Below are 19,548 nucleotides of genomic sequence, written 5' to 3'. Positions count from 1 at the left end.
CTCCCCACTTCCAGCCGTAAAGGAACGACCACCGTGGGCCTGCCCCGCATTCCCCGCTATCCCATGCCGCTCGTCGCGGAGCTGCCCGCCAACCGGGTCTCCTGGACGGTGGACCCGGCGCGCGCCGTGCTGCTGGTGCACGACCTGCAGAACCACTTCCTGGTCGCCTTCGGCAGCGAGGCCGCTCCCGTGCCCGAACTCCTCGGCAACGTCGCGGCGTTGGCCAGGACAGCGGGCGCGCGCGGCGTGCCGGTCGTCTACACGGCGCAGCCGGGCGGACAGAGCCCGGCCGAGCGGGGGCTCCAACAGGACTTCTGGGGGCCGGGCATCCCGGACGACCCGCGCGCCACGGCCATCGCCGAGGCCGTCGCCCCGGCGCCGGGCGACACGGTGCTCACCAAGTGGAAGTACAGCGCCTTCGTGCGCACCGAGTTGGAGCGGCTGCTGCGGGAGCAGGGCAGGGACCAGCTGGTGATCACCGGCGTCTACGCGCACATCGGCGTGCAGGCCACTGCCTGCGACGCCTGGATGCGGGACCTGCAGGCCTTCGTGGTGGCCGACGCGGTCGCCGACTTCGGGCCGGCGGAGCACCGCGCGGCGCTGGAGTGGATCGCCGGGCGCTGCGGGGTGGTCACGACGGCGGAGGCCGTGATCGGGACGCTGGAAGGGACGGAGGGGAAGTGACGGGCGTGGGCTTCACGGTGGAGCGGATCAGAGCCGAGGTCGCCGACCTGCTCGGCGAGGACCCGGCGGACATTCCGCTGGACGAGAACCTGGCCGACTGGGGCCTGGACTCGATCCGGCTGATGTCGCTCGCCGATCGTTGGCGGGCCGAGGGCGCCGAGGTGACCTTCGTCCAGCTCGCGGCGCGTCCGGCCATCGAGGCCTGGGCCGGGCTGCTGGGCGCGGCCTGATGGCGGCGGTCGTACCGGAGACGGGCTCGGGGGAGACGGGCTCGGGGGAGACGGGCGAGAGGGAGACGGGCGAGAGGGTGGCGGGGGCAGAGGCTGCGGGGGTCGAGGTGGCGGGCTGTCCGGCGGGGGTTTCGGCGGGCCTCTCGGCGGGCGTCTCGGCGGAGGGGCTCGTCCTGGCGGGGCCGACGCGGCCGGGCCCGGTGGTCGAGTACCCGGCCACCACGGTGGTGGGCCCGGTCGAGGCGCAGGCGGCACGGACTCCGGAGGCGCCGGCGCTGGTGCTCGTGGACGGTGCGGTGGTGACGTACCGGGAGCTGAACGCCTCGGCCAACCGGCTGGCGCGCGCCCTGGCCCGACGTGGTGCCGGACCGGGGGCGGTGGTCGGGCTGGCACCGGCCCGCCGCCCGGAGGAGTTGCTGACGGCGTTGCTGGCGGTGGCCAAGGCGGGTGCGGCGTATCTGTGGCTGGACCCGGCGGATCCGCCCGGGCGGCGGGAGTGGCTGCTCGCGGAGAACGAGCCGGTCTGTGTGCTGGGGGAGGGGGTACCGGGGGCGCTGGGGGCGCTGTCCGGGCTCGACACGGAGGCCGAACTGGACACCGATCCGCCGCGCGCGCTCACCCCGCAGCACCTGCTCTGCGTCAGGTACGGGCCGGGCGGGCGCCCGGTCGCCGTCCGGCTGACCCACGGTGAGGCGGACCGGCGGGTGCGCGAGCTGCAGGCCGCCTATCCGCTCGGGCCGGGGGACCGGGTGCTGCAGCTCAGGCTGCCGCACTGGGGATTGCTCTGGCCGTTGCGGACCGGCGCGGCGGTGGTGCTGACGGGCGGGTGACGGCGGACGGCGGCAGGCAGCGAACAGCGAACAGCGAACAACGAACAGCTTTCAGCGAACAGATGATGAAATCTGTTTGCTGAAAGCTGTCGGCTGTTGCCTGTGCGCTGTTACCGACCGGCCCCCGCCTGACCGGCCCCGGCCCGCCCGGTCCCCCGCTCGTCCGGCCCCCGCCAGGCCCGCCGCCGTCCACGCCATCGCCACCACGCCGCCCGGCACCGCTCGTTCCGAATTTCCGAGGAGATCTCCGCATCATGCCCGCCGCCGAAACCCAGGCCGCCGAAACCCAGACCCTCGCGACGCAGGCTGACGAACTCCGGGCCGACGAGCCCCGGGCCGGCGCGACGCAGCCCGTCGACATCCCGCTGCTCGCCGCCCAGGCCGCCATCTGGTACGCCCAGTCGCTCGACCCCGCCAGCCCGGTCTACAACACCGGCGACGCCGTTGAGATCGCCGGCCCGCTGGACGAGGAGGCCTTCGAGGCGGCCCTGCGGCGGACGGTGGCGGAGGCCGAGGCGCTCGGCGCCGTCGTCGTCACCGGCTCGGACGGCACCCCGCGCCAGCGGCTGCGCCCCGGCCACCGCTGGCCGCTGCACCACCTCGACCTGCGCGCCGCCCACGACCCGGACGCCGAGGCCGAGGCCTGGATGCGCGCCGACCTGGCCCGCCCGGTCGACCTCGCGACCGGCCCGCTGTTCACCCACGCCCTCATCCGGCTCGCCGACGAGCGCCACCTCTGGTACCGCCGGATCCACCATCTCGCCGTCGACGCCTACGCGTTGACCCTCCTCGGCGAACGCGTCGCCGCCCACTACACCGCACTCGTCACCGGCGTCGAGCCCGGCCCCAGCCCCTTCGCCGCCCTCGCCGAGACCGTCGCCGAAGAGGCCGCCTACCGGGACGGCGAGGAGTACCGGGCCGACCGCGCCCACTGGTCCGCCCACCTCGCCGGCACCGACGCCGCCGCGACGCTCCCCAACACCCACACCGACGCCCCGGCCGACGCCTCCACCGCCACCGCCACCACCTCCTCCAGCGCCGCCACCACCACCTCCACGGGCACCCCCGTCCCGCTGCGCCTCACCGCCGACCTCCCCGCCGGCACCCGCGAGCGCCTGGACCGCGCCGCCACCGCCGCCCGCGCCACCTGGGCCGAACTGCTCCTCGCCGCCACCGCGGGCTACCTGCACCGCCTGACCGGCGCCGAGGACGTCCTGCTCGGCCTCCCGCTCGCCAACCGCCGTGGCCCGGTCGCCCTGCGCACCCCCGTCGCCACCGCCAACGTCCTCCCGCTGCGCCTGACCGTCCGCCCCGCCGACACCGCCGAGGCGCTGCTGCGCCAGGTGGTCCGCGAGCTGCGCACCGCGCGCCGCCACCAGCGCTACCCTCTGGAGGACCTGCACCGCGACCTCGGGCTCACCGGCGAACGCCGCGCCCTGTTCGGCCCGGTGGTCAACATCAAGGCCTTCGAAGGCGACCTCGACCTGGCGGGCCTGCCTGGCACCGTCCGGAACCTGGCCGCCGGTCCGGTGGACGACCTCGCCGTGAACGTCTCGCCCGGCCCCGACGGTGCCCTGCGCCTCGTCCTCGACGCCGACCCGGCCCGCCACGGCGCCGCCTCGCTCGCCGCACACCGCGACGGCCTGCTGCGCTACCTCGACGCCCTCGCCGAGCTGCTGCTCACCGCTCCGCGGACGCCGATCGCCCGGATCGACCTGCTGGACGCCGACGCGCAGCGCCGCGTCACCGAGGGCCGTACCGAGCCTCCGGTCGAGCAGACGGTACCCGAGCTGTTCGCCGCCCAGGCCGCCCGTACGCCGAACGCCGTCGCCGTCCGCTGCGGCTCAACCTCCCTCACCTTCCGCGCACTTGATGTCAAGGCCAACCGTCTCGCCCACCGCCTGACCACCCTCGGCGTCCGGGCCGGCTCGCCCGTCGCACTCGCCCTGCCGCGCGGCGCCGACACCCTGGTCGCGATGCTCGCCGTCCTCAAGGCCGGCGGCGCCTGCGTCAGCCTCGACCTCGCCCACCCGCGCGAACGGCTCTCCGTCGTCCTGGCCGACGCCCGCCCGGTCTGTGCACTCGGCACCCCCGAGACGCTCGCCGCCCTCGATCTGCCGCCCGGCCTGCCCGCCGTACGGCCGGAGGATGTCGACGGCGAGCCGGAGACCGCCCCGCCGGCGCCCCAAATCCACGATCCTGCCTACGTGTTGCACACCTCGGGCTCCACCGGCCGCCCCAAGGGTGTGGTCGTCACCCACGCCTCGCTCGCCAACCTGCACGCCGGCCTCGGTGAGGACCACATCGTCCCCGCCGTCCGCCGCACCGGCCGCGAGCGGCTGCGCATCGCCCACAGCGCCTCCTTCGCCTTCGACGCCTCCTGGGACCCGGTGCTGTGGATGGTCCACGGCCACGAACTGCACCTGCTCGACGACGCCACCTACCGCGACCCGGCCGCCCTCGCCGCCCACCTCCACCGCGAGCGCATCGACTACCTCGACCTCACCCCCTCCTACCTCGAAGTCCTGCTCGCCGAAGGCATCCTGGACGAGGAGCGGTACCGCCCCGCCGTCCTCGCGGTCGGCGGCGAAGCCACCCCGCCCACCCTCTGGCAACGCCTGACCGCCGTCCCCGGCCTGCACCCGATCGACCTCTACGGCCCCACCGAGACCACCGTCGACGCCTACGCCTGGACCCCGGGCCCCGCCGGCGCTCCGGCCGGCCGGGTCGTGCGGGGCTCCCGCGCCTACGTCCTGGACGGCTCGCTGCGCCCCGCCCCCGACGGCGTCACCGGCGAACTGTACGTTGCCGGCGCCTGTTTGGCCCGCGGCTACCTCGGCCGCCCCGACCTCACCGCCGAACGCTTCCTCGCCGACCCCTTCGGCCCGCCCGGGAGCCGGATGTACCGCACCGGCGACCTCGCCCGCCGCCGCCCCGACGGCACCCTGGAGTTCCTCGGCCGCGCCGACGACCAGGTGAAGATCCGCGGCTTCCGGATCGAACCCGGCGAGATCGCCGCCGTCCTCGCCCAACTGCCCGACGTCGCCCAGGCCGTGGTGATCGCCCGCCCGGGCCCGCAGGGCAAGCGGGTGCTCGGCTACGCCGTCCCCGCGCCCGGCAGCACCCCGGACCCGGAGGGGCTGCGCGCCGCGCTCGCCGCCCGGCTGCCCGCGCACATGGTCCCGGCCGCCGTCCTGCTGCTGGACGAACTACCACGCACCGCCCACGACAAGCTCGACCACCGCGCCCTGCCCGAGCCCGCCGCCGCCACCGGCACGGCCGCCGCCACCCCGCAGGAGGAGCTGGTCTGCGGGCTGTTCGCGGACGTCCTCGGACTGCCGACCACACCCGGCCGGGAAGCCTCCTTCTTCGACCTCGGCGGTCACTCCCTGCTCGCCGGCCGCCTGGCCGCCCGACTGCGCGAGACCTTCGCCGCGCCGGTGGCCTTCGCCGACGTCTTCCGCCACCCGACCCCGGCCGCCCTTGCCGGCCTCCTCCAGGCCGGCACGGCGCCCGAGCGGGTCGGCACGGCGCCCGAACCGCACCCCGCCCTGGTCCCCGAACCGCACCCCGCCCTGCTCCCCGTGCCACGCACCGAACGGATGCCGCTCTCGCCCGCCCAGCGCGGCCTCTGGTTCCTGCACCGCCTCCAGGGCCCCAGCCCCACCTACAACATCCCGCTCGCGCTCACCCTCACCGGCCCCCTCGACCGCCGCGCGCTCACCCTCGCCCTGGGCGACCTCACCGCCCGGCACGAAGTCCTGCGCACCGTCTACGGCGAGGAGCCCGACGGCACGCCCTACCAGCGGATCCTGCCCGCCGCACCGGTCGAACTGCACGACGGCGCTGGCCGGTTGACCGAGGCCGTCCGCCACGGATTCGACCTCGCCGCCGAACCTCCGCTGCGCGCCACCCTGTTCGCGCACGGGCCGCAGCGGTACACCCTGCTCCTGCTGCTCCACCACATCGCGAGCGACGGCGCCTCCACCACCCCGCTGGTCCGCGACCTGGCCACCGCCTACACCGCCCGGCTCGCCGGACGCGCGCCCGAACTGCCGCCGCTTGCGATCCAGTTCGCCGACCACGCCGCCTGGCAGCGGCAGCTGCTCGGCACCGCCGAGGGGCCCACCCCGCTGGCCGTACGGCAGACCGAGCACTGGCGCGCCGCCCTCGCCGGTCTGCCCGACCAGCTGGACCTGCCCACCGACCGCCCCCGCCCGGCCGTCGCCGGCCACCAGGGCGCCACCGTGCCCTTCACCCTCGACGCCGAGGCGCACACCGCCCTCGCCGGGCTCGCCCAGGCCTCCGGCAGCACCGTTTTCATGGCCGTCCAGGCCGGGCTGGTCGCGCTGCTCACCCGGCACGGCTGCGGCACCGACCTCCCCGTCGGCACCCCGGTGGCCGGTCGGGACGACGCCGAAACCGCCGAGCTGGTGGGCTATTTCGTCAACACCGTCGTCCTGCGCACCGACACGTCCGGCGACCCCTCCTTCCGCGACCTGCTCGAACGCGTGCGCGAGACCGTCCTCACCGCCCACGAGCACTCCGACCTGCCCTTCGACCGCCTGGTCGAGGAGCTCAACCCGCCGCGCTCACTCGCCCGGCACCCGCTGTTCCAGGTGATGCTCGCCTGGCAGAGCCGCCCCGACGAGCCCACCGCACTGGGCGGCGGCCTGACCGCCGAGCTCACCGCGATCCCCAGCGGCACCGCCAAGTTCGACCTCACCCTCAACGCGGGCGAGCTGCCCGGCGGCGGCATCGGCGGCTTCCTGGAGTACCGCACCGACCTCTTCGACGCCGCCACCGTGGCCGCGCTCGGGGAACGCCTCGCCCGACTGCTGACCGCCGCCGCCACCGACCCCGACACCCCGATCGGCCGACTCCCGCTGATCAGCGAGGAGGAGCGGCTGCGCGCCCTGGTCGAGTGGAACGGCGACCCGGTCGGCGCCCCGACCGACGCCACCCTGCCCGAGCTGTTCGAGGCGGCCGCGTCCGTCAACCCGTCGGCCGTCGCCGTGAGTTGCGGCGACGAGCGGCTCGACTACAGCGAACTCGCCGCCCGCGCCGACCGCCTGGCCCGGCAGCTGGCCGCCAACGGCATCGGCCCCGGCGCCATCGTCGCCCTCGCCCTGCCGCGCTCCGTCCAGCTGGTGGTCGCCCTGCTCGCGGTGGCCAAGTCCGGCGCCGCCTACCTCCCGCTCGACCCCGACTACCCCGCCGACCGCCTCGCCTACATGCTGGCCGACGCCACCCCGGCCGCCCTGCTCACCGACCGGGCCACCGCACCCCGGCTGCCCGCCCACGCGGTGCCCCGACTCCTCGTCGACGGGTCGGAGTCGGATCGCCACCCGGCCGTCCCACTGGCCCAGCACGAACGCACCCGACCGCTGCGCGCCGACGACATCGCGTACGTCATCTACACCTCCGGTTCCACCGGCCGACCCAAGGGCGTGCCCGTCACCCACCGCAACGTGGTGCGGCTGTTCGGCTCCACCGACCCCTGGTTCGGCTTCGGCGCCGAGGACGTCTGGACCCTCTTCCACTCCTACGCCTTCGACTTCTCGGTCTGGGAGCTGTGGGGCGCCCTGCGGTACGGCGGCCGCCTGGTCGTCGTCCCGCACCTGGTCAGCCGCGACCCGGCCGCCTTCCTCGACCTGCTCGCCCGCGAGCGCGTCACCGTCCTCAACCAGACCCCGTCCGCCTTCTACCAGCTCAGCGCCGCCGACCGGGACCGACCCGGCACCGAACTCGCCCTGCGCTACGTGGTGTTCGGCGGTGAGGCGCTCGAACTCGCCCGACTGGAGGACTGGTACGCGCGCCACCCGGAGAACGCGCCCACCCTGGTCAACATGTACGGCATCACCGAGACCACGGTGCACGTCTCGTACATCGCCCTCGACCGGGCCGGTGCCGCCGCGACCAGCAGCAGCACCATCGGCGTCAACATCCCCGACCTGCGCGTCTACGTCCTCGACCAGCAGCTGCAGCCCGTCCCGCCCGGCGTCACCGGCGAGATGTACGTGGCCGGGGCCGGCCTGGCCCGCGGCTACCTCGGCCGCCCCGAGCTCACCGCCACCCGCTTCGTCGCCGACCCGTACGCCGAGCTGTTCGGCGAGCGCGGCACCCGGATGTACCGCTCCGGCGACCTCGCCCGCCGCCGCGCCGACGGCGTCCTGGAGTACTTCGGCCGCGCCGACCAGCAGGTCAAGCTGCGCGGCTTCCGGATCGAACTCGGGGAGATCGAGGCGGTGTTGGCCGCCCACCCGGCAGTCGCCGATGCGGCCGTGGTGGTCCGCGAGGACGTCCCGGGCGACAAGCGGCTGGTCGGGTACGCGGTGGGCGCCGCCGGGCCGGAGGAACTGCACGCCCACGCCGCCGCCGAACTGCCCGCCCACATGGTGCCCTCGGCCGTCGTACTGCTCGACCGCCTGCCGCTCACCGCGAACGGCAAGCTCGACCGCCGGGCCCTGCCCGCCCCCGAGGCCCCGCCGGCCGGGGCCGGACGGCCGCCGCGCAGCCCGCGCGAGCAGCAGCTGTGCCAACTCTTCGGCGAGGTCCTGGGGTTGGCGTCGGTCGGGGTCGAGGACGACTTCTTCGCGCTCGGTGGCCACTCGCTGCTGGTGGTCCGCCTGGCCGGCCGGATCCGCGAGGTGCTCGGACTGGAGGTCGGCATCGGCACCCTGTTCCAGGTCTCCAGCGTGGCCGCGCTCGACGCGGCACTGTCAGGTGCCACCGAGGACGCCGACGCGCTGGACGTGCTGCTTCCGCTGCGTCCCGTCGCCCCTGGGCGAAAGCGCCCGCTGTTCGCCGTCCACCCGGCGGGCGGCCTGAGTTGGTGCTACACCGGCCTGATCCGCCACCTCCCGGCGGACGTGCCGATCTACGGCCTCCAGGCCCAGGGCGTCGGCGCCGCCACCGCCCGCCGACCGCTGCCCGCCACCATGGAGGAGCTGGCCGCCCACTACGCCGACCGGCTGCGCGAGATCCAGCCCGAGGGCCCGTACCGGCTGCTCGGCTGGTCCACCGGCGGGATCATCGCGCACGCCGTGGCCGTCCGGCTCCAGGAGCTGGGCCGGCAGGTCGAGTTGCTGGCCATCCTGGACGCCTACCCGGCCGAGGGCTTCCGCGCGCTGCCCGTCCCCGACCAGGCCGAGGCGCTGGAGGCGCTGCTCACCATGGGCGGCTTCGGGCCCGCGGACCTCGACGGCCAACCGCTCGAACTCGAGGCCGTCATCGATCTGTTGAGTCGCGAGGGCAGCCCGCTGGCCGGCCTGGACGAGGTCACCGTGACGGCACTGAACGAGATCTACCTCAACACCAACCACCTGGTCCGTGGTTACGACCACCGCCGCTTCGACGGCGACGTGCTGTTCTTCCGCGCGACCGTCGACACCGTCGACGACACCCTGGTGCCCGAACTCTGGGCCCCGTACGTCTCCGGCCGGATCGTCAGCACCGATGTGGCCTGCTCCCACAAGGACATGACCCTGCCCGCCCCGATCGCGCACATCGCGAGCGTGATCGCCGACCGACTGGAGAGCTCCCGATGAGTGACGCCCCCGCCAACCCCTTCGACGCCGACGGCGAGTTCCTGGCCCTCGTCAACGACCAGGGCCAGCACTCCCTGTGGCCCGCCTTCGCCGCCGTCCCGGCCGGCTGGGGCGTCGCGCACGGCCCGTGCGAGCGCTCCGACGCGCTGGCATGGATCACCGCGCACTGGACCGACCGGTGACCCATCCGGCCGTCCGGTCCCCGGCGCGCGCCCTGCTCGCGGGGCGTGCCGCGGTGGTCGTCGTCCACACGGCCGCGATGTGCATGAACGGGCTGGACTCGACCATCGTCAATCCCGCGCTGTACCGCATCGCCGAGGACTTCGGCCGGCCCGTCTCGGCGGCCAACTCCGTGGAGACCGCCTTCCTGGTCGGCCTCGCCCTCGGCCTGCCGGTGGCCGGCTGGCTCGGCGACCGGTACGGCGTGAAGCGGGTCTTCCTCGGCGCGCTGACCGCCTTCACCCTCGCCTCCGCCCTGTGCGCGGCCGCGCCCGGCCTCGGCCCGCTGGCCGCTGCCCGGGCGGTGCAGGGCATCGCGGGCGGACTGCTCACCCCGGTCGGGATGACCCTGCTGTTCCGCGCCTTCGAACCGCACGAGCGGGCCGGCCTCGGCCGGATCCTGATCGTGCCCACCGCCCTGATGCCCGCCCTCGGCCCCCCGCTCGGCGGCTTCCTCACCGAACACCTCTCCTGGCACTGGCTGTTCCTGGTCAACCTGCCGATCGGCGCGGCGGCCGTGCTGATCGGGCTGTTCGGCCTGCGGGCCGCGCAGGAACCCCCGGCCGGCCGCTTCGACACCACCGGGTTCCTGCTCGCCACCCCGGGCCTGGGCCTGCTCACCTACGCCCTCGGCTTCGGTCCGGCGCACGGCTGGTGCTCGCCCGGGGTGGCGCTCGGCGGCCTCCTCGGGGCGGTCCTGCTGGGCGCCGCCGTACGGTCCCAACTCCGCTCCGCCGCACCGCTGGTGGACCTGCGACTGCTCGGCGACCGGACCTTCGGCACGGCGAGCTGGCTGGCCCTGCTCACCTCGGCCGGGCTGATGGGCGCGCTCTTCGTCCTCCCACTGCTCTACCAAGCCGCCCGCGGGGCCTCGGCGTTGGACGCCGGGCTGAGCGTCTTCCCGGAGGCGATCGGCCTGATGGCCGCCTCCCAGGTCGTCGACCGGCTGCTGCCCAGGCTCGGGCCGCGCCGCCTCGCGCTGCCCGCGCTGCTGCTGGCGGCGCTGGTGCTGGCCTCGCTCGGCTTCGCCGAAGACCCTTGGGTGGTACGGGCGTTGATGTTCGCCGTCGGGCTGGTGCTGGGCACCGCCGTACTCACCGTCCAGATCGCCGGCTTCGCCGACGTCCCCCCACTCGCCATGGGCCGGGCGATGGCCCTCTTCACCATCCTCCGCACCCTCGGCGGCGCCCTCGGAATCGCCGCCACGGCCGCCCTGCTCGGCGCCCTCGCAGAGGGCCCGGACCCCGCTCCCTACCGTGTCGCGCTCGCTCTCGCCGGAGCCCTGGTCGCCGCCGGAGCCCTACTGGCCGCGCGGCTACCCGCCCAACCCCCGTCCGACTGACCTCAGCTCGTCCGGCCGGGCGCAACCGCCGCCCGGCCGGACCACCACACCGACCCGAGCAGCAGCACGCCGGGCGCGATCCCGGCCACCAGCGCGACGAGCGCGGCGGCGGCGCCGCAGAAGGCCAGCACCAGGCCGACCACCCCGCAGGCCGCCATCCCGCCACCGAGCGTGCGCAGTTCAGGCCTGCGCCAAACGGTCGCGAGCCCGACGAAGTGCACGCCGACCACCACGGCGATCCACCCCACCGTCGCCTGTGGGGTGTGCAGCACTCGGTTGATCACCGCCAGCCCGGCGGCGACCGCCACCACCTCGGCCAGGACGACCAGCCAGTACCGTCCGCCGAAGCTCGTGCCCGTGGATCCGCCACCGCTCTCGGTCGCTTGGGGCCGGCGCCGTCCGAAGAGGACGAGCCCGAGGAACGTGGCCACACCGATCAGGCGCAGGGGGATGGCCACCCCTGCCGGCAGTGCTCCCGCGTTGGCCTCGATGAAGACGAGCCCGAAGCCAGCGCCGACGAGCCGGCCAACGTGATCTTTAGTCATGTCGGCCAGCATTCCAGTCAAGACACGTTTGGGCAGGGGATGTGATGTCCTCCCGGTCTGCCCTTGCTGTCGTACGGTGGCTGGAGCACTGGAGGAGATCGCATGAATCCCGAGCGCTACCGTCTTCTCGAAGAGGCCCGACGGAGCCTTCCCGACGGCTACAAGGTCGAGTTGTCCGGCGACGTCATCGTCATGCAGGCGTCTTCGTCGTCGATTCACCAGCTGAACCTCGCCCTCGTCCAACGACAGTTCGAGGCCCACTGTCCGGCCGGGTACTTTCCGACCGGCAACCGCGACCTGTTCTCGTCAGAGGTCGGAGCCGTGAGGAACCCGGATCTCACCTACCTGCCCGTAGACGTCGTCGACCTTGCCGGGCACAACATCCCTGCGGAACTGGCTCTGATCGCGGTCGAGATCGTTTCCCCGTCGAACCCGGACAACGACTGGGCCGGGAAGGTCCGCGACTACCCTCGTATGGGCTTCCCGCTCTATCTGATCGTTGACCCACGGCAGAAGACAGTCACCCTGTTCTCCGAGCCGAATCGCGATCGCTACCACACCAGGACCGAAAGGGAATTCGGCGAGCGGATCCACATCCCCGAGCCGTTCGACTTCGACCTGGACGTGTCGGCGCTCGTTCCCTATCGGGACTGACCCGCCTCAGCCGTTCGGCCAGAGGATCAGGTCGTCCAGCGGGTGGCGGCGCGGCCGGTCGCCCAGTTCGGCGACGGCCGCGCGGATGCGGTGCAGGTGGTCGACGGTGAGCTGGAGCGGGGGTTCGTCGGGCTGGTAAGTGGCGCGGATCGGGTAGTCGACGCCCGGGGTGCGGGTCATCTCGATGTGGCAGCCGAGGACGTACGTCACCGGGCGGCTCTCGCTGAACTCGACCAGCCGCTTGACGGTGCGACCGAAGGCGGGCCAGTCGTTGATGTAGAGCCGGCCGGGGTAGACGGTGTCGCCGGTGAGCAGGAAGCCCGTCCACGGGTCGTAGTAGGTGACCGCCGCCTCGTGGTGCCCCGGGGTGGCCAGGCACTCCAGCACCCGCCCGCCGCCGAGGTCGACCCGGGCCACCGCCTCGGCGTCCCGGTCGAAGCCGAAGTACGGCCAGGCCGTGGGAAGATCGGCACCGACCAGGGTGGTTGCGGGCCGGTCGGCGAACTGGCCGTCGCCGGCGATGTGGTCGCCGTGCGGGTGGGTGTGGAGCACGAGCAGCCGGTACTCGTCCCGCGGGTTGCGGGTGAGCCATTTCGCGATCAGATCGTCGACGGTCGCACGCAACGGGAAGTACTCGGACTCCGCCGTCGCCCCGGTGTCGATCAGCACGGCACGTTCCGCCCCGAAGAGCAGGAACAGGAACGGCGCCTCGTAGTTGACCGCCTTGTTCTGCCGGAGGATGACGGTGTGCTCGTCGTACTCGTGGACCTGGATGTCCGCGTCCGTGTTGTGCTTCGCGGACGGCGAGCCGTGGATCCACCGCACGTCTAGCGGACGAGCGACCGGTGCACCGACAGCCATGACGCCTCCCTGAGTGCGTCGTCTTGGCGGACCGGGTACGGCGCACATCTCGTCCGGGGCGGTGCCGCTGCGCCGCCCCGGGGACGCTAGCACGAGCGGAGTGGACGCTCGTATCGGAATCCCTCGGCTCTACCGGTGGATTCAGCGCTCCAGAGGAGAAACGTCTCGGGCGAGCTGGACGAAGTCGGTCCACGCCTCAGGGGTGAAGCAGAGCTGTGGGCCAGTCCTGTCCTTGGAGTCGCGGACGTGGACGGCGGCTGGGGTGAGGGCGATCTCGACGCAGGCGCCGCCCTCGGTGCTGCTGTGGCTGGACTTGAACCAGGTCAATTGGGTGTTCATAGCTCCTCCGCCAACTTGCCGATGAACTCTGCCGAGGCCCCGGGGTTGAGGGCTCGCCGAAGGATCATTGCATGGCGTTGGCTCAGGAGCTCCACCTTTCCCGGGTCGGCGTGGAGCATCCCCATTGCATGGCCTTCCTCATAGGCGAGCCGCTGATGCTCCGCAGTGTCCAGCAGAATGAATGGTCCGTTCAAGCCGGGGTGCGCGCCGCAGCTTGGTACTACCTGGATTTCGATGTGGCGTGGATTGCCTGCAGTGAGCAGGTGGAGCAACTGGCGCTTGTGTGCGTCAAGGCTACTGATCGGATGGCGGAGCGCTGCTTCGCTGATCAGAAAGTTGAACGACTTGGTTTGGGTTTTCAACAGGACCTGGCGCTCAAGCCGTGCTGCGACGCGTTCCTCGACGGTCTCGTCGTCCAGCGGTGGCCAGTTCGAGAGGAGGAGGGCCCGGACGGTTTCCTCCGTCTGTAGGAGGCCCGGAATGAGCAGTGTTGCGAACCAGTTGATGACAATGCACTCTGCCTCGTATCGCATGTAGTCCTCAGCGAAGTGCGGGTACTTCTCGGGCTTCAGGTAGTCCGCCCCCGAAACGAGGAGCCCCTTCGCGTCGCAGAACTCGTCTGCCACCTGTAGCAGGTGCAGCGACGGTTTGCGCCGCCCGGCCTCCATCGATCGGAGGCTCTCGTAGCTGTACCCGGCCCGAGCCGCCAGGTCCTCGCGGCTGACTCCAGCGCGGGTGCGCCAGAGCTTGATCTGGTTGCCGCAGTACAGCCATGACATCGGCGGCGGCGTGGCGGACGAGGACGCGTTCATCGCTGACCCCCCAGGTCACTCGGTGTGGGTTCCGACGCTAGATCCCCAAGGGTCTGGGAGGTATGCGAATCGACCTAAATGGTCCTTGTGGGTGACCCCAGCAGGTGCGCGAGGCCATCAGCGAGGCCGCCGCGCCAGCAGGCGTAGTCGTGGCCGCCGTTGAACTCGCGGTACTCGACCTCGTACCCCCGGGCCGTGAGGACATCGCGCAGGTGCCGGTTCTGCGCGAGCAGCATCCACTCCTGGAGGCCGACTTCGACGTAGAACCGCGCCGCCCGCCGCTGCCCGGCCGCGAATTGGCGGGTCAGCCACTCGCTGCCCGCGTCGAACTCCGTTCCGTCCGGCCACCAGAACGAGCCGGACTGGGAGAGCGCGTTGCCGAACCGGTCCGGCCGCCGGAATGCGGCGAAGGCGGCGGTGAGGCCGCCCGCGCTCTGGCCGGCGATCACGGTTGCGGCCGGGGCCAGCGCGGCATCGAACTCGACTGCCGCCCGGGGGAGGAGCCGGTCGGCGAGCAGGTCGACGAAGGCCGGGTTGCAGCTCAGGTCCGCCGGCCGTGCCGGGCCCATGGTGTGGACCAGCAGCGCCACCGTGGGCGGGATCACGCCGTCCGCCGTCAGGTTGTCGAAGGTGTCGCCGACGGACAGCACCCCGCCCCACATCTCGCCGTCCAGCAGCACCGCCACCGGGTACGGCCCCGCATCGTGCCCGGCCGGGAGGTGGACGTCCACCCGCCGCCCGGCGACCGTGTGGGCGAGGGTGCGCCCGCGCGGCACGCCGTCCCGCCGCTGGACGTACGGCTGGGCGGGCGCCTCCGGCAGGCTGAGCACCGAGGACGGATGGCGTCCGTCGCGGGCCGGCAGTCGGGGTTCGCCGTCGAACGGGTCGGGGCGGGCCTGGTCGAGGACGCGCAGCCAGTCGGCCCGTGTGGTGCCGGGGGTCTCGCCCCGGAAGGGGTGGAGTTGGTAGGAGGCCCGGTGGTCGGCGCGCAGCCGGTAGGTGAGCCGCCACTGCTCGCCCTCGCGGGCCATCAGGTGCGGGGTGAGGTCCCCGGCGTGCCGGTCCTTGTCGGTGACGGTGTGCAGCAATGCGAGGACGCCGTCGCAGTCCCGGCCCCGGTGGATGAACGTGACGAGGCGGTAGCGGGGGTCGTCCGGATCGGGCGCGACGAGCGGGTGGTTCTTCAAGACGGTTACTCCTCAAACAGGTCAGACGGCACCCTGGCGGCGCCCGAGCAGCACCCAGAGCAGGAAGGGCCCGCCGAGGACGGTGGTCACGATGCCGACGGGGATCTCCACCCCGCCGATCAGCACCCGCCCCACGGTGTCGGCGAGCACGACGAGGAGCGCGCCGGTCAGCGCCGATCCGAGCACCGGCACGCGGGTCGGCCCGGCCAGCCGCCCGGCGATGACGGGCGCGGCGAGCGCCACGAAGCCGACCGGCCCGCAGACGCCGACCGCCAGTCCGGCGAGCACCACGGCCAGCAGCAGGCAGGCGAGCCGGACCCGGCCCGGGTCGACGCCGAGCGAGGCGGCCACGCTGTCGTCGAAGCGCAGCACCGCCAGCCGTCGGGCCACCACCAGGGCGAGCGGCACCAGCGCCGCGAGCCCGATCAGGACGGGCGCGGCGACGGCGTGGTCGCGCCCGTTGAGGCTGCCGGAGGTCCAGACGTACAGCGAGCCAGCCGAGTTGAGCGAGCGCCGGGCCATGGCGACCTGGATGACCGCCGAGGCGAGCGCGGACATCGCGAGCCCGACCACCAGCACCCGGTAGCCGCGCGCGCCGAGCCCGCCGGAGACCAGGGTGACCACCAGGACGGCGGCCAGCGCGCCGAGCGGCCCGGCCCACCACGCGCCGAAGGAGCCCGAGGCGGTGGCGGAGATCAGCACGGCGGCGGTGGCGCCGTCGTTGACGCCGAGGAGTTCGGGGGTGGCCAGTCGGTTGCGGGCCAGGGTCTGGGTGAGGCAGCCGGCCAGGCCGAGGGCGGCGCCGGCGGCGAGGCCCGCGACGATCCGGCCGAGCCGGAACTTCTGCACCAGCAGCACGTCCAGCCGTTCGCCGTAGCCGAACACGGCCTGGAGGGTGCGGCCGAGGTCGAGCTCGCTCTGCCCGGCGTGCGCGGAGACCACCACGGCGGCGAGCAGCGTGGCGGCCAGGCCGAGCGCGGCGAGCAGGGAGCGGCGGGGGATCAGGAGCGACCAAGCGCCGTACCGAAGCGCCAAGTCGGGCTTGGCGGGCGCCGGTTCGGCCCGTCGTACGGAAGTCATCGCGTCCTCGGCCGGGTCGGCCGGCGTCAGGGCGGCGGAGCGGCGGGAGCGGACGATGGCGATCAGCGCGGGGGCGCCGATCAGGGCGACGATCACTGACACCGGCGCCTCGAAGGGCCGGGCCACCAGTCGCGCCAGCACGTCCGCGCCGGTGAGCACGGCGGCTCCGAACGCGCCGGCGAGCAGCGTCAGTCGGCCGACCCTCGGCCCGGCGACCGCCCGGGCCAGGAACCCGGCGAGCAGGCCGAGGAAGGAGATCGGCCCGGCCAGGGCGACCGCCGAGGCGGTGAGCAGGGTGACGGCGAGGGCGACCGTCGCGCGGGTGGCGCCGGGCCGGTGGCCGAGGCCCCGGGCGAGGTCGTCGCCGAGGGCCAGCGCGCTGAGCGGGCGGGTGGTGAGCAGGGCGAGCAGGAACCCGGCGCCGAGTACGGGGGCGAGCTGGCGCAGGGTCGTCCAGCCCTGCACCCCGGCCAGCGAGCCGAGCACCCAGACCCGGTAACGATCGTATGCCTCCGGGGAGTTGACGATCAGGACGCCGGTGATGCCGCCGAAGGTCGCGCCGACGGCGGAGCCGCCGAGCACCAGCCGCATCGGGGACCCGCCGCGGCTGCCCGCGATCAGCAGCACCAGGGCGCTGGCGAGGACGGCGCCGCCGAAGGCGAAGGCGAGGTACCCGTAGGAGGTCTGCACGCCGAGCACGGCGATGCCGAGCACCACCCCGAGTGAGGCGCCCGCGTTGACGCCGAGCAGGCCGGTCTCGGCGAGCGGGTTGCGGGTGACGGACTGCAACTGGGCGCCCGCGACGCCGAGTGCGGCGCCGACCAGCAGGGCGGTGAGGGTGCGGGGCAGTCGCAGGTCGCCGATCACCAGGGCGAGCCGGTGGTCGGCGCGGGCGCCGTCGCGGTTCAGCAGGTAGTCCAGTACGCCTCCGGGGCCGACCTCCCCGGCGCCGACCGACAGCGAGAGCGCGGCGAGCGCGAGCAGCACCGCGACCGCTCCGACGGCGACCGGCCAGGCGCTGCGGTGGCGGGCCGGCGGTGGCGGGGGAGGAGCGTCGGGCGCGCTGGCGACGGACGCTTCGTGGACGCCCGCTTGCGACGATGTCATAAGGTAAGGCTAACCTAATGAACGGGGCGTCCCGTGGGGCACCGCCGTCGTGCCGAGCTGCCCGGACGCCGCCCAACTCCCGTACCACCCCTGCCCCGGAGGCACCCATGCCGTACGCCCAGAGCCCGCTCAGCCCCGTCCGCCGCCGTGCGGCCCGGGTGCTGGCCGTCACCGGGGCGGCCGCCCTCCTGCTCGCCGGCTGCGGCTCCTCGAACTCCGGAGACTCCGCGAACTCCGCGAACTCCGCGAACTCCTCGGGTTCCGGGAACTCGGCGAACAAGCGCACCGTCAAGGACGCCACCGGCAAGGCCGTCGAGGTCCCCGCCGAGCCCGAGCGGATCGTCACCCTCACCCAGGAGGACCTCGACGCGGTGCTCGCCCTCGGTGTCAAGCCGGTCGGCATCACCAACGGCCAGGGGCTCAACGAGCCGCCCGCGTACCTCAAGGACAGGGTTCAGGGCGTGCCGGTGGTCGGCAACCTGCTGCAGCCGGTGATGGACAAGGTGATCGCCGCCAAGCCCGACCTCATCCTGGCCGGCGACATGCAGGACGAGCAGATGCTCAGGCAGCTGCGCGAGATCACCCCCGCGACCCTGGTCACCATGGCGCCCACCGACGACTGGAAGCTCGCCTTCCGCGGCATCGGCAACGCCGTCAACAAGCTCGACCAGGCGAACAAGGTGATCGACGACTACCAGGCCAAGGCCACCGAGGCCGGCGCCGACCTCGGCAGGAACAAGGGCGCCGCCGTCTCCATCGTCCGCTGGAACCCCACCGGCCCGAGCTGGATGGAGAAGAAGCAGTTCGCCGGCGGCGTCGCCCTCGACATGGGCCTCACCCGCCCGACCGCCCAGGACAAGGACGGCAACGCCCACAGCCCCGCGCTCAGCCTGGAGAAGCTCTCCGAGATCGACGGCGACTGGCTGTTCCTGTCCACCCTCACCGACGACGGCAAGGCCGCGCTCAAGGACGTCCAGTCCAAGCCCGCCTACCAGGAGTTGAACGCCGTGAAGAACAACCGCACCGTCACCGTGGACGGTTCGGTCTGGTCCACCCGGGGCGGTCCGCTCGCGGCCGACGTGGTCATCGGCGACTTCGGCAAGGCGCTCTCCGCGTCCTGAGTTCCGGACGATCCGCGGGAGTTGAGATGGAGTTGACGATCCAGGGCCTCACCGTCGGCTACGGCCCCGGCCGCCCGGTGCTCGGCGGCATCGACCTCACCGTGCCCGCCGGGCGGGTGGTGGCCGTGGTCGGGCCGAACGGCTGCGGCAAGTCCACCCTGCTGCGGGCCGTCGCCCGGCTGCACCGGCCCGACGGCGGTCGGGTCCTGATCGGCGGCGAGGACGTCTGGAGGCTGCGCCCGCGCCGGGCCGCCCACCGGGTCGCCCTGCTGCCGCAGAGCCCGCAGGCACCCGAGGCGGTCACCGTGGCCGGGCTGGTGCGCTACGGGCGCCACCCGCACCAGGGCCTGTTCCGCCAGTGGTCGCCGGACGACGAACGGCTCACCGCCGAGGCCCTGCGGGCCACCGGGGTGGACGCCCTCGCCGACCGCCGGCTCGACCGGCTCTCCGGCGGCCAGCGCCAACGCTGTTGGCTCGCCATGGTCCTCGCCCAGGACGCCCCCGTCGTGCTGCTGGACGAGCCGACCAGCGCCCTGGACCTCGGGCACGCGGTGGAGGTGCTGGAACTGGTCCGCGAGGTCGCGGCGGGCGGGCGGACGGTCGTCATGGTCCTGCACGACCTCGCGGCGGCGGCCCGCTACGCCGACCTGCTGGTCGCGCTGCGGGACGGCGCGGTGGTCGCCTGCGGGCCGCCGCGCGAGGTGGTGGACGCGCCGCTGGTGCGGGCGCTGTACGACATCGACAGCCATGTGCTCACCGCCCCGGGCGACGGTGCCCCGGTCATCGTCCCCAGGGCGCCGACGGGCTGACGGCGCCGCGCCCCTGGGCCGACGACACTGCGCCGCTGGGCTGACGACACTGCGGCCGTGCCGGGCGGCGCCACTCCCTGCGGGGTGGTGCCGCCTACCGGTGTTTCCCCTGGCCATGGTCTCGACCACCCGTTCGAGTGGTTTGATCGCTGCGGCCCACCACCCGTCCCCGCCCCGC

The 19,548-nt window shown here is 73.7% G+C and carries 14 protein-coding genes, 1 pseudogene and 1 riboswitch; of the genes and pseudogenes, 9 read left to right on the top strand and 6 right to left on the bottom strand.

Annotated elements, in window-relative coordinates; translation table 11 throughout:
• Window positions 1-33: 33 nt before the first annotated feature.
• The 6 genes and pseudogenes from ACFVWU_RS02460 to ACFVWU_RS02435 form a co-directional block, all read left to right on the top strand.
• Entirely contained in the window at window positions 34-684 is a 651-nt protein-coding gene (locus ACFVWU_RS02460; RefSeq protein WP_387614381.1) for an isochorismatase family protein, read from the top strand.
• Window positions 681-914, top strand: a complete 234-nt coding sequence (locus ACFVWU_RS02455) for a phosphopantetheine-binding protein (RefSeq protein ID WP_387614378.1) — start codon at window positions 681-683, stop codon at window positions 912-914. The genes ACFVWU_RS02460 and ACFVWU_RS02455 overlap by 4 nt, the downstream gene beginning before the upstream one ends.
• 77 nt (window positions 915-991) lie before the next feature.
• Complete coding sequence (locus ACFVWU_RS02450; protein WP_387614375.1) at window positions 992-1,744, top strand: AMP-binding protein; 753 nt, start codon at window positions 992-994, stop codon at window positions 1,742-1,744.
• 254 nt (window positions 1,745-1,998) lie between these two features.
• Complete coding sequence (locus ACFVWU_RS02445) at window positions 1,999-9,294, top strand: amino acid adenylation domain-containing protein (protein WP_387614372.1); 7,296 nt, start codon at window positions 1,999-2,001, stop codon at window positions 9,292-9,294.
• Entirely contained in the window at window positions 9,291-9,476 is a 186-nt protein-coding gene (locus tag ACFVWU_RS02440; protein ID WP_387614369.1) for an MbtH family protein, read from the top strand. The genes ACFVWU_RS02445 and ACFVWU_RS02440 overlap by 4 nt, the downstream gene beginning before the upstream one ends.
• Window positions 9,446-10,931, top strand: a pseudogene (locus tag ACFVWU_RS02435) (DHA2 family efflux MFS transporter permease subunit); the annotation flags it as partial. The gene ACFVWU_RS02440 and the pseudogene ACFVWU_RS02435, both read left to right, overlap by 31 nt.
• Here ACFVWU_RS02435 and ACFVWU_RS02430 read toward each other — a convergent pair.
• Entirely contained in the window at window positions 10,858-11,412 is a 555-nt protein-coding gene (locus ACFVWU_RS02430) for a hypothetical protein (protein WP_387614366.1), read from the bottom strand. The pseudogene ACFVWU_RS02435 and the gene ACFVWU_RS02430 sit on opposite strands and share 74 nt — an antisense overlap.
• 90 nt (window positions 11,413-11,502) lie before the next feature.
• Here ACFVWU_RS02430 and ACFVWU_RS02425 point away from each other — a divergent pair, with 90 nt between their 5' ends.
• Window positions 11,503-12,054: a Uma2 family endonuclease gene (locus tag ACFVWU_RS02425; protein ID WP_387614363.1), complete on the top strand. Its 552-nt coding sequence runs from the start codon at window positions 11,503-11,505 to the stop codon at window positions 12,052-12,054.
• Between the two features lie 6 nt (window positions 12,055-12,060).
• Here the strand turns inward: ACFVWU_RS02425 and ACFVWU_RS02420 are convergent, their stop codons facing one another.
• From ACFVWU_RS02420 to fhuB, 5 genes are all read right to left on the bottom strand, one after another.
• Entirely contained in the window at window positions 12,061-12,915 is an 855-nt protein-coding gene (locus ACFVWU_RS02420; protein WP_387614361.1) for an MBL fold metallo-hydrolase, read from the bottom strand.
• 12 nt (window positions 12,916-12,927) lie between these two features.
• Window positions 12,928-12,994, bottom strand: a riboswitch (guanidine-III (ykkC-III) riboswitch).
• A gap of 62 nt (window positions 12,995-13,056) precedes the next feature.
• Window positions 13,057-13,254: a DUF397 domain-containing protein gene (locus ACFVWU_RS02415; RefSeq protein WP_387614359.1), complete on the bottom strand. Its 198-nt coding sequence runs from the start codon at window positions 13,252-13,254 to the stop codon at window positions 13,057-13,059.
• Complete coding sequence (locus ACFVWU_RS02410; RefSeq protein WP_387614357.1) at window positions 13,251-14,066, bottom strand: Scr1 family TA system antitoxin-like transcriptional regulator; 816 nt, start codon at window positions 14,064-14,066, stop codon at window positions 13,251-13,253. Before ACFVWU_RS02410 ends, ACFVWU_RS02415 begins: the two co-directional genes overlap by 4 nt.
• A gap of 74 nt (window positions 14,067-14,140) precedes the next feature.
• Window positions 14,141-15,253 (bottom strand): enterochelin esterase, encoded by a 1,113-nt coding sequence (gene fes, locus ACFVWU_RS02405; protein WP_387614354.1) that lies wholly within the window; start codon window positions 15,251-15,253, stop codon window positions 14,141-14,143.
• Window positions 15,254-15,274: 21 nt separating this feature from the next.
• Complete coding sequence (fhuB, locus tag ACFVWU_RS02400) at window positions 15,275-17,440, bottom strand: Fe(3+)-hydroxamate ABC transporter permease FhuB (protein WP_387614351.1); 2,166 nt, start codon at window positions 17,438-17,440, stop codon at window positions 15,275-15,277.
• 107 nt (window positions 17,441-17,547) lie between these two features.
• On the opposite strand from fhuB, the gene ACFVWU_RS02395 reads away from it, so the two are divergent.
• Both ACFVWU_RS02395 and ACFVWU_RS02390 read left to right on the top strand, forming a co-directional pair.
• Window positions 17,548-18,561, top strand: coding sequence for an ABC transporter substrate-binding protein (locus ACFVWU_RS02395; RefSeq protein ID WP_387614348.1), 1,014 nt, complete (start codon window positions 17,548-17,550; stop codon window positions 18,559-18,561).
• A 26-nt stretch (window positions 18,562-18,587) separates the two neighbouring features.
• Window positions 18,588-19,370 carry an ABC transporter ATP-binding protein gene (locus tag ACFVWU_RS02390; protein ID WP_387614345.1) on the top strand — a complete coding sequence of 261 codons (783 nt, stop codon included), beginning with the start codon at window positions 18,588-18,590 and terminating at the stop codon, window positions 19,368-19,370.
• Window positions 19,371-19,548: the final 178 nt, after the last annotated feature.

Source organism: Kitasatospora sp. NPDC058190, from assembly GCF_042883685.1.
In the GTDB taxonomy this organism is placed as follows: Bacteria; Actinomycetota; Actinomycetes; order Streptomycetales; family Streptomycetaceae; genus Kitasatospora.
This window is presented reverse-complemented; position numbering and strand designations above follow the sequence as displayed.

Excerpts from the sequence above, each read along its gene's own strand:
- ACFVWU_RS02445 (WP_387614372.1), top strand. The coding sequence starts at position 1,999 with ATGCCCGCCGCCGAAACCCAGGCCGCCGAAACCCAGACCCTCGCGACG.
- ACFVWU_RS02440 (WP_387614369.1), top strand. The coding sequence starts at position 9,291 with ATGAGTGACGCCCCCGCCAACCCCTTCGACGCCGACGGCGAGTTCCTG.
- ACFVWU_RS02430 (WP_387614366.1), bottom strand. The coding sequence starts at position 11,412 with ATGCTGGCCGACATGACTAAAGATCACGTTGGCCGGCTCGTCGGCGCT.
- ACFVWU_RS02425 (WP_387614363.1), top strand. The coding sequence starts at position 11,503 with ATGAATCCCGAGCGCTACCGTCTTCTCGAAGAGGCCCGACGGAGCCTT.
- ACFVWU_RS02420 (WP_387614361.1), bottom strand. The coding sequence starts at position 12,915 with ATGGCTGTCGGTGCACCGGTCGCTCGTCCGCTAGACGTGCGGTGGATC.
- ACFVWU_RS02415 (WP_387614359.1), bottom strand. The coding sequence starts at position 13,254 with ATGAACACCCAATTGACCTGGTTCAAGTCCAGCCACAGCAGCACCGAG.
- ACFVWU_RS02410 (WP_387614357.1), bottom strand. The coding sequence starts at position 14,066 with ATGAACGCGTCCTCGTCCGCCACGCCGCCGCCGATGTCATGGCTGTAC.
- fhuB (WP_387614351.1), bottom strand. The coding sequence starts at position 17,440 with ATGACATCGTCGCAAGCGGGCGTCCACGAAGCGTCCGTCGCCAGCGCG.
- ACFVWU_RS02395 (WP_387614348.1), top strand. The coding sequence starts at position 17,548 with ATGCCGTACGCCCAGAGCCCGCTCAGCCCCGTCCGCCGCCGTGCGGCC.
- ACFVWU_RS02390 (WP_387614345.1), top strand. The coding sequence starts at position 18,588 with ATGGAGTTGACGATCCAGGGCCTCACCGTCGGCTACGGCCCCGGCCGC.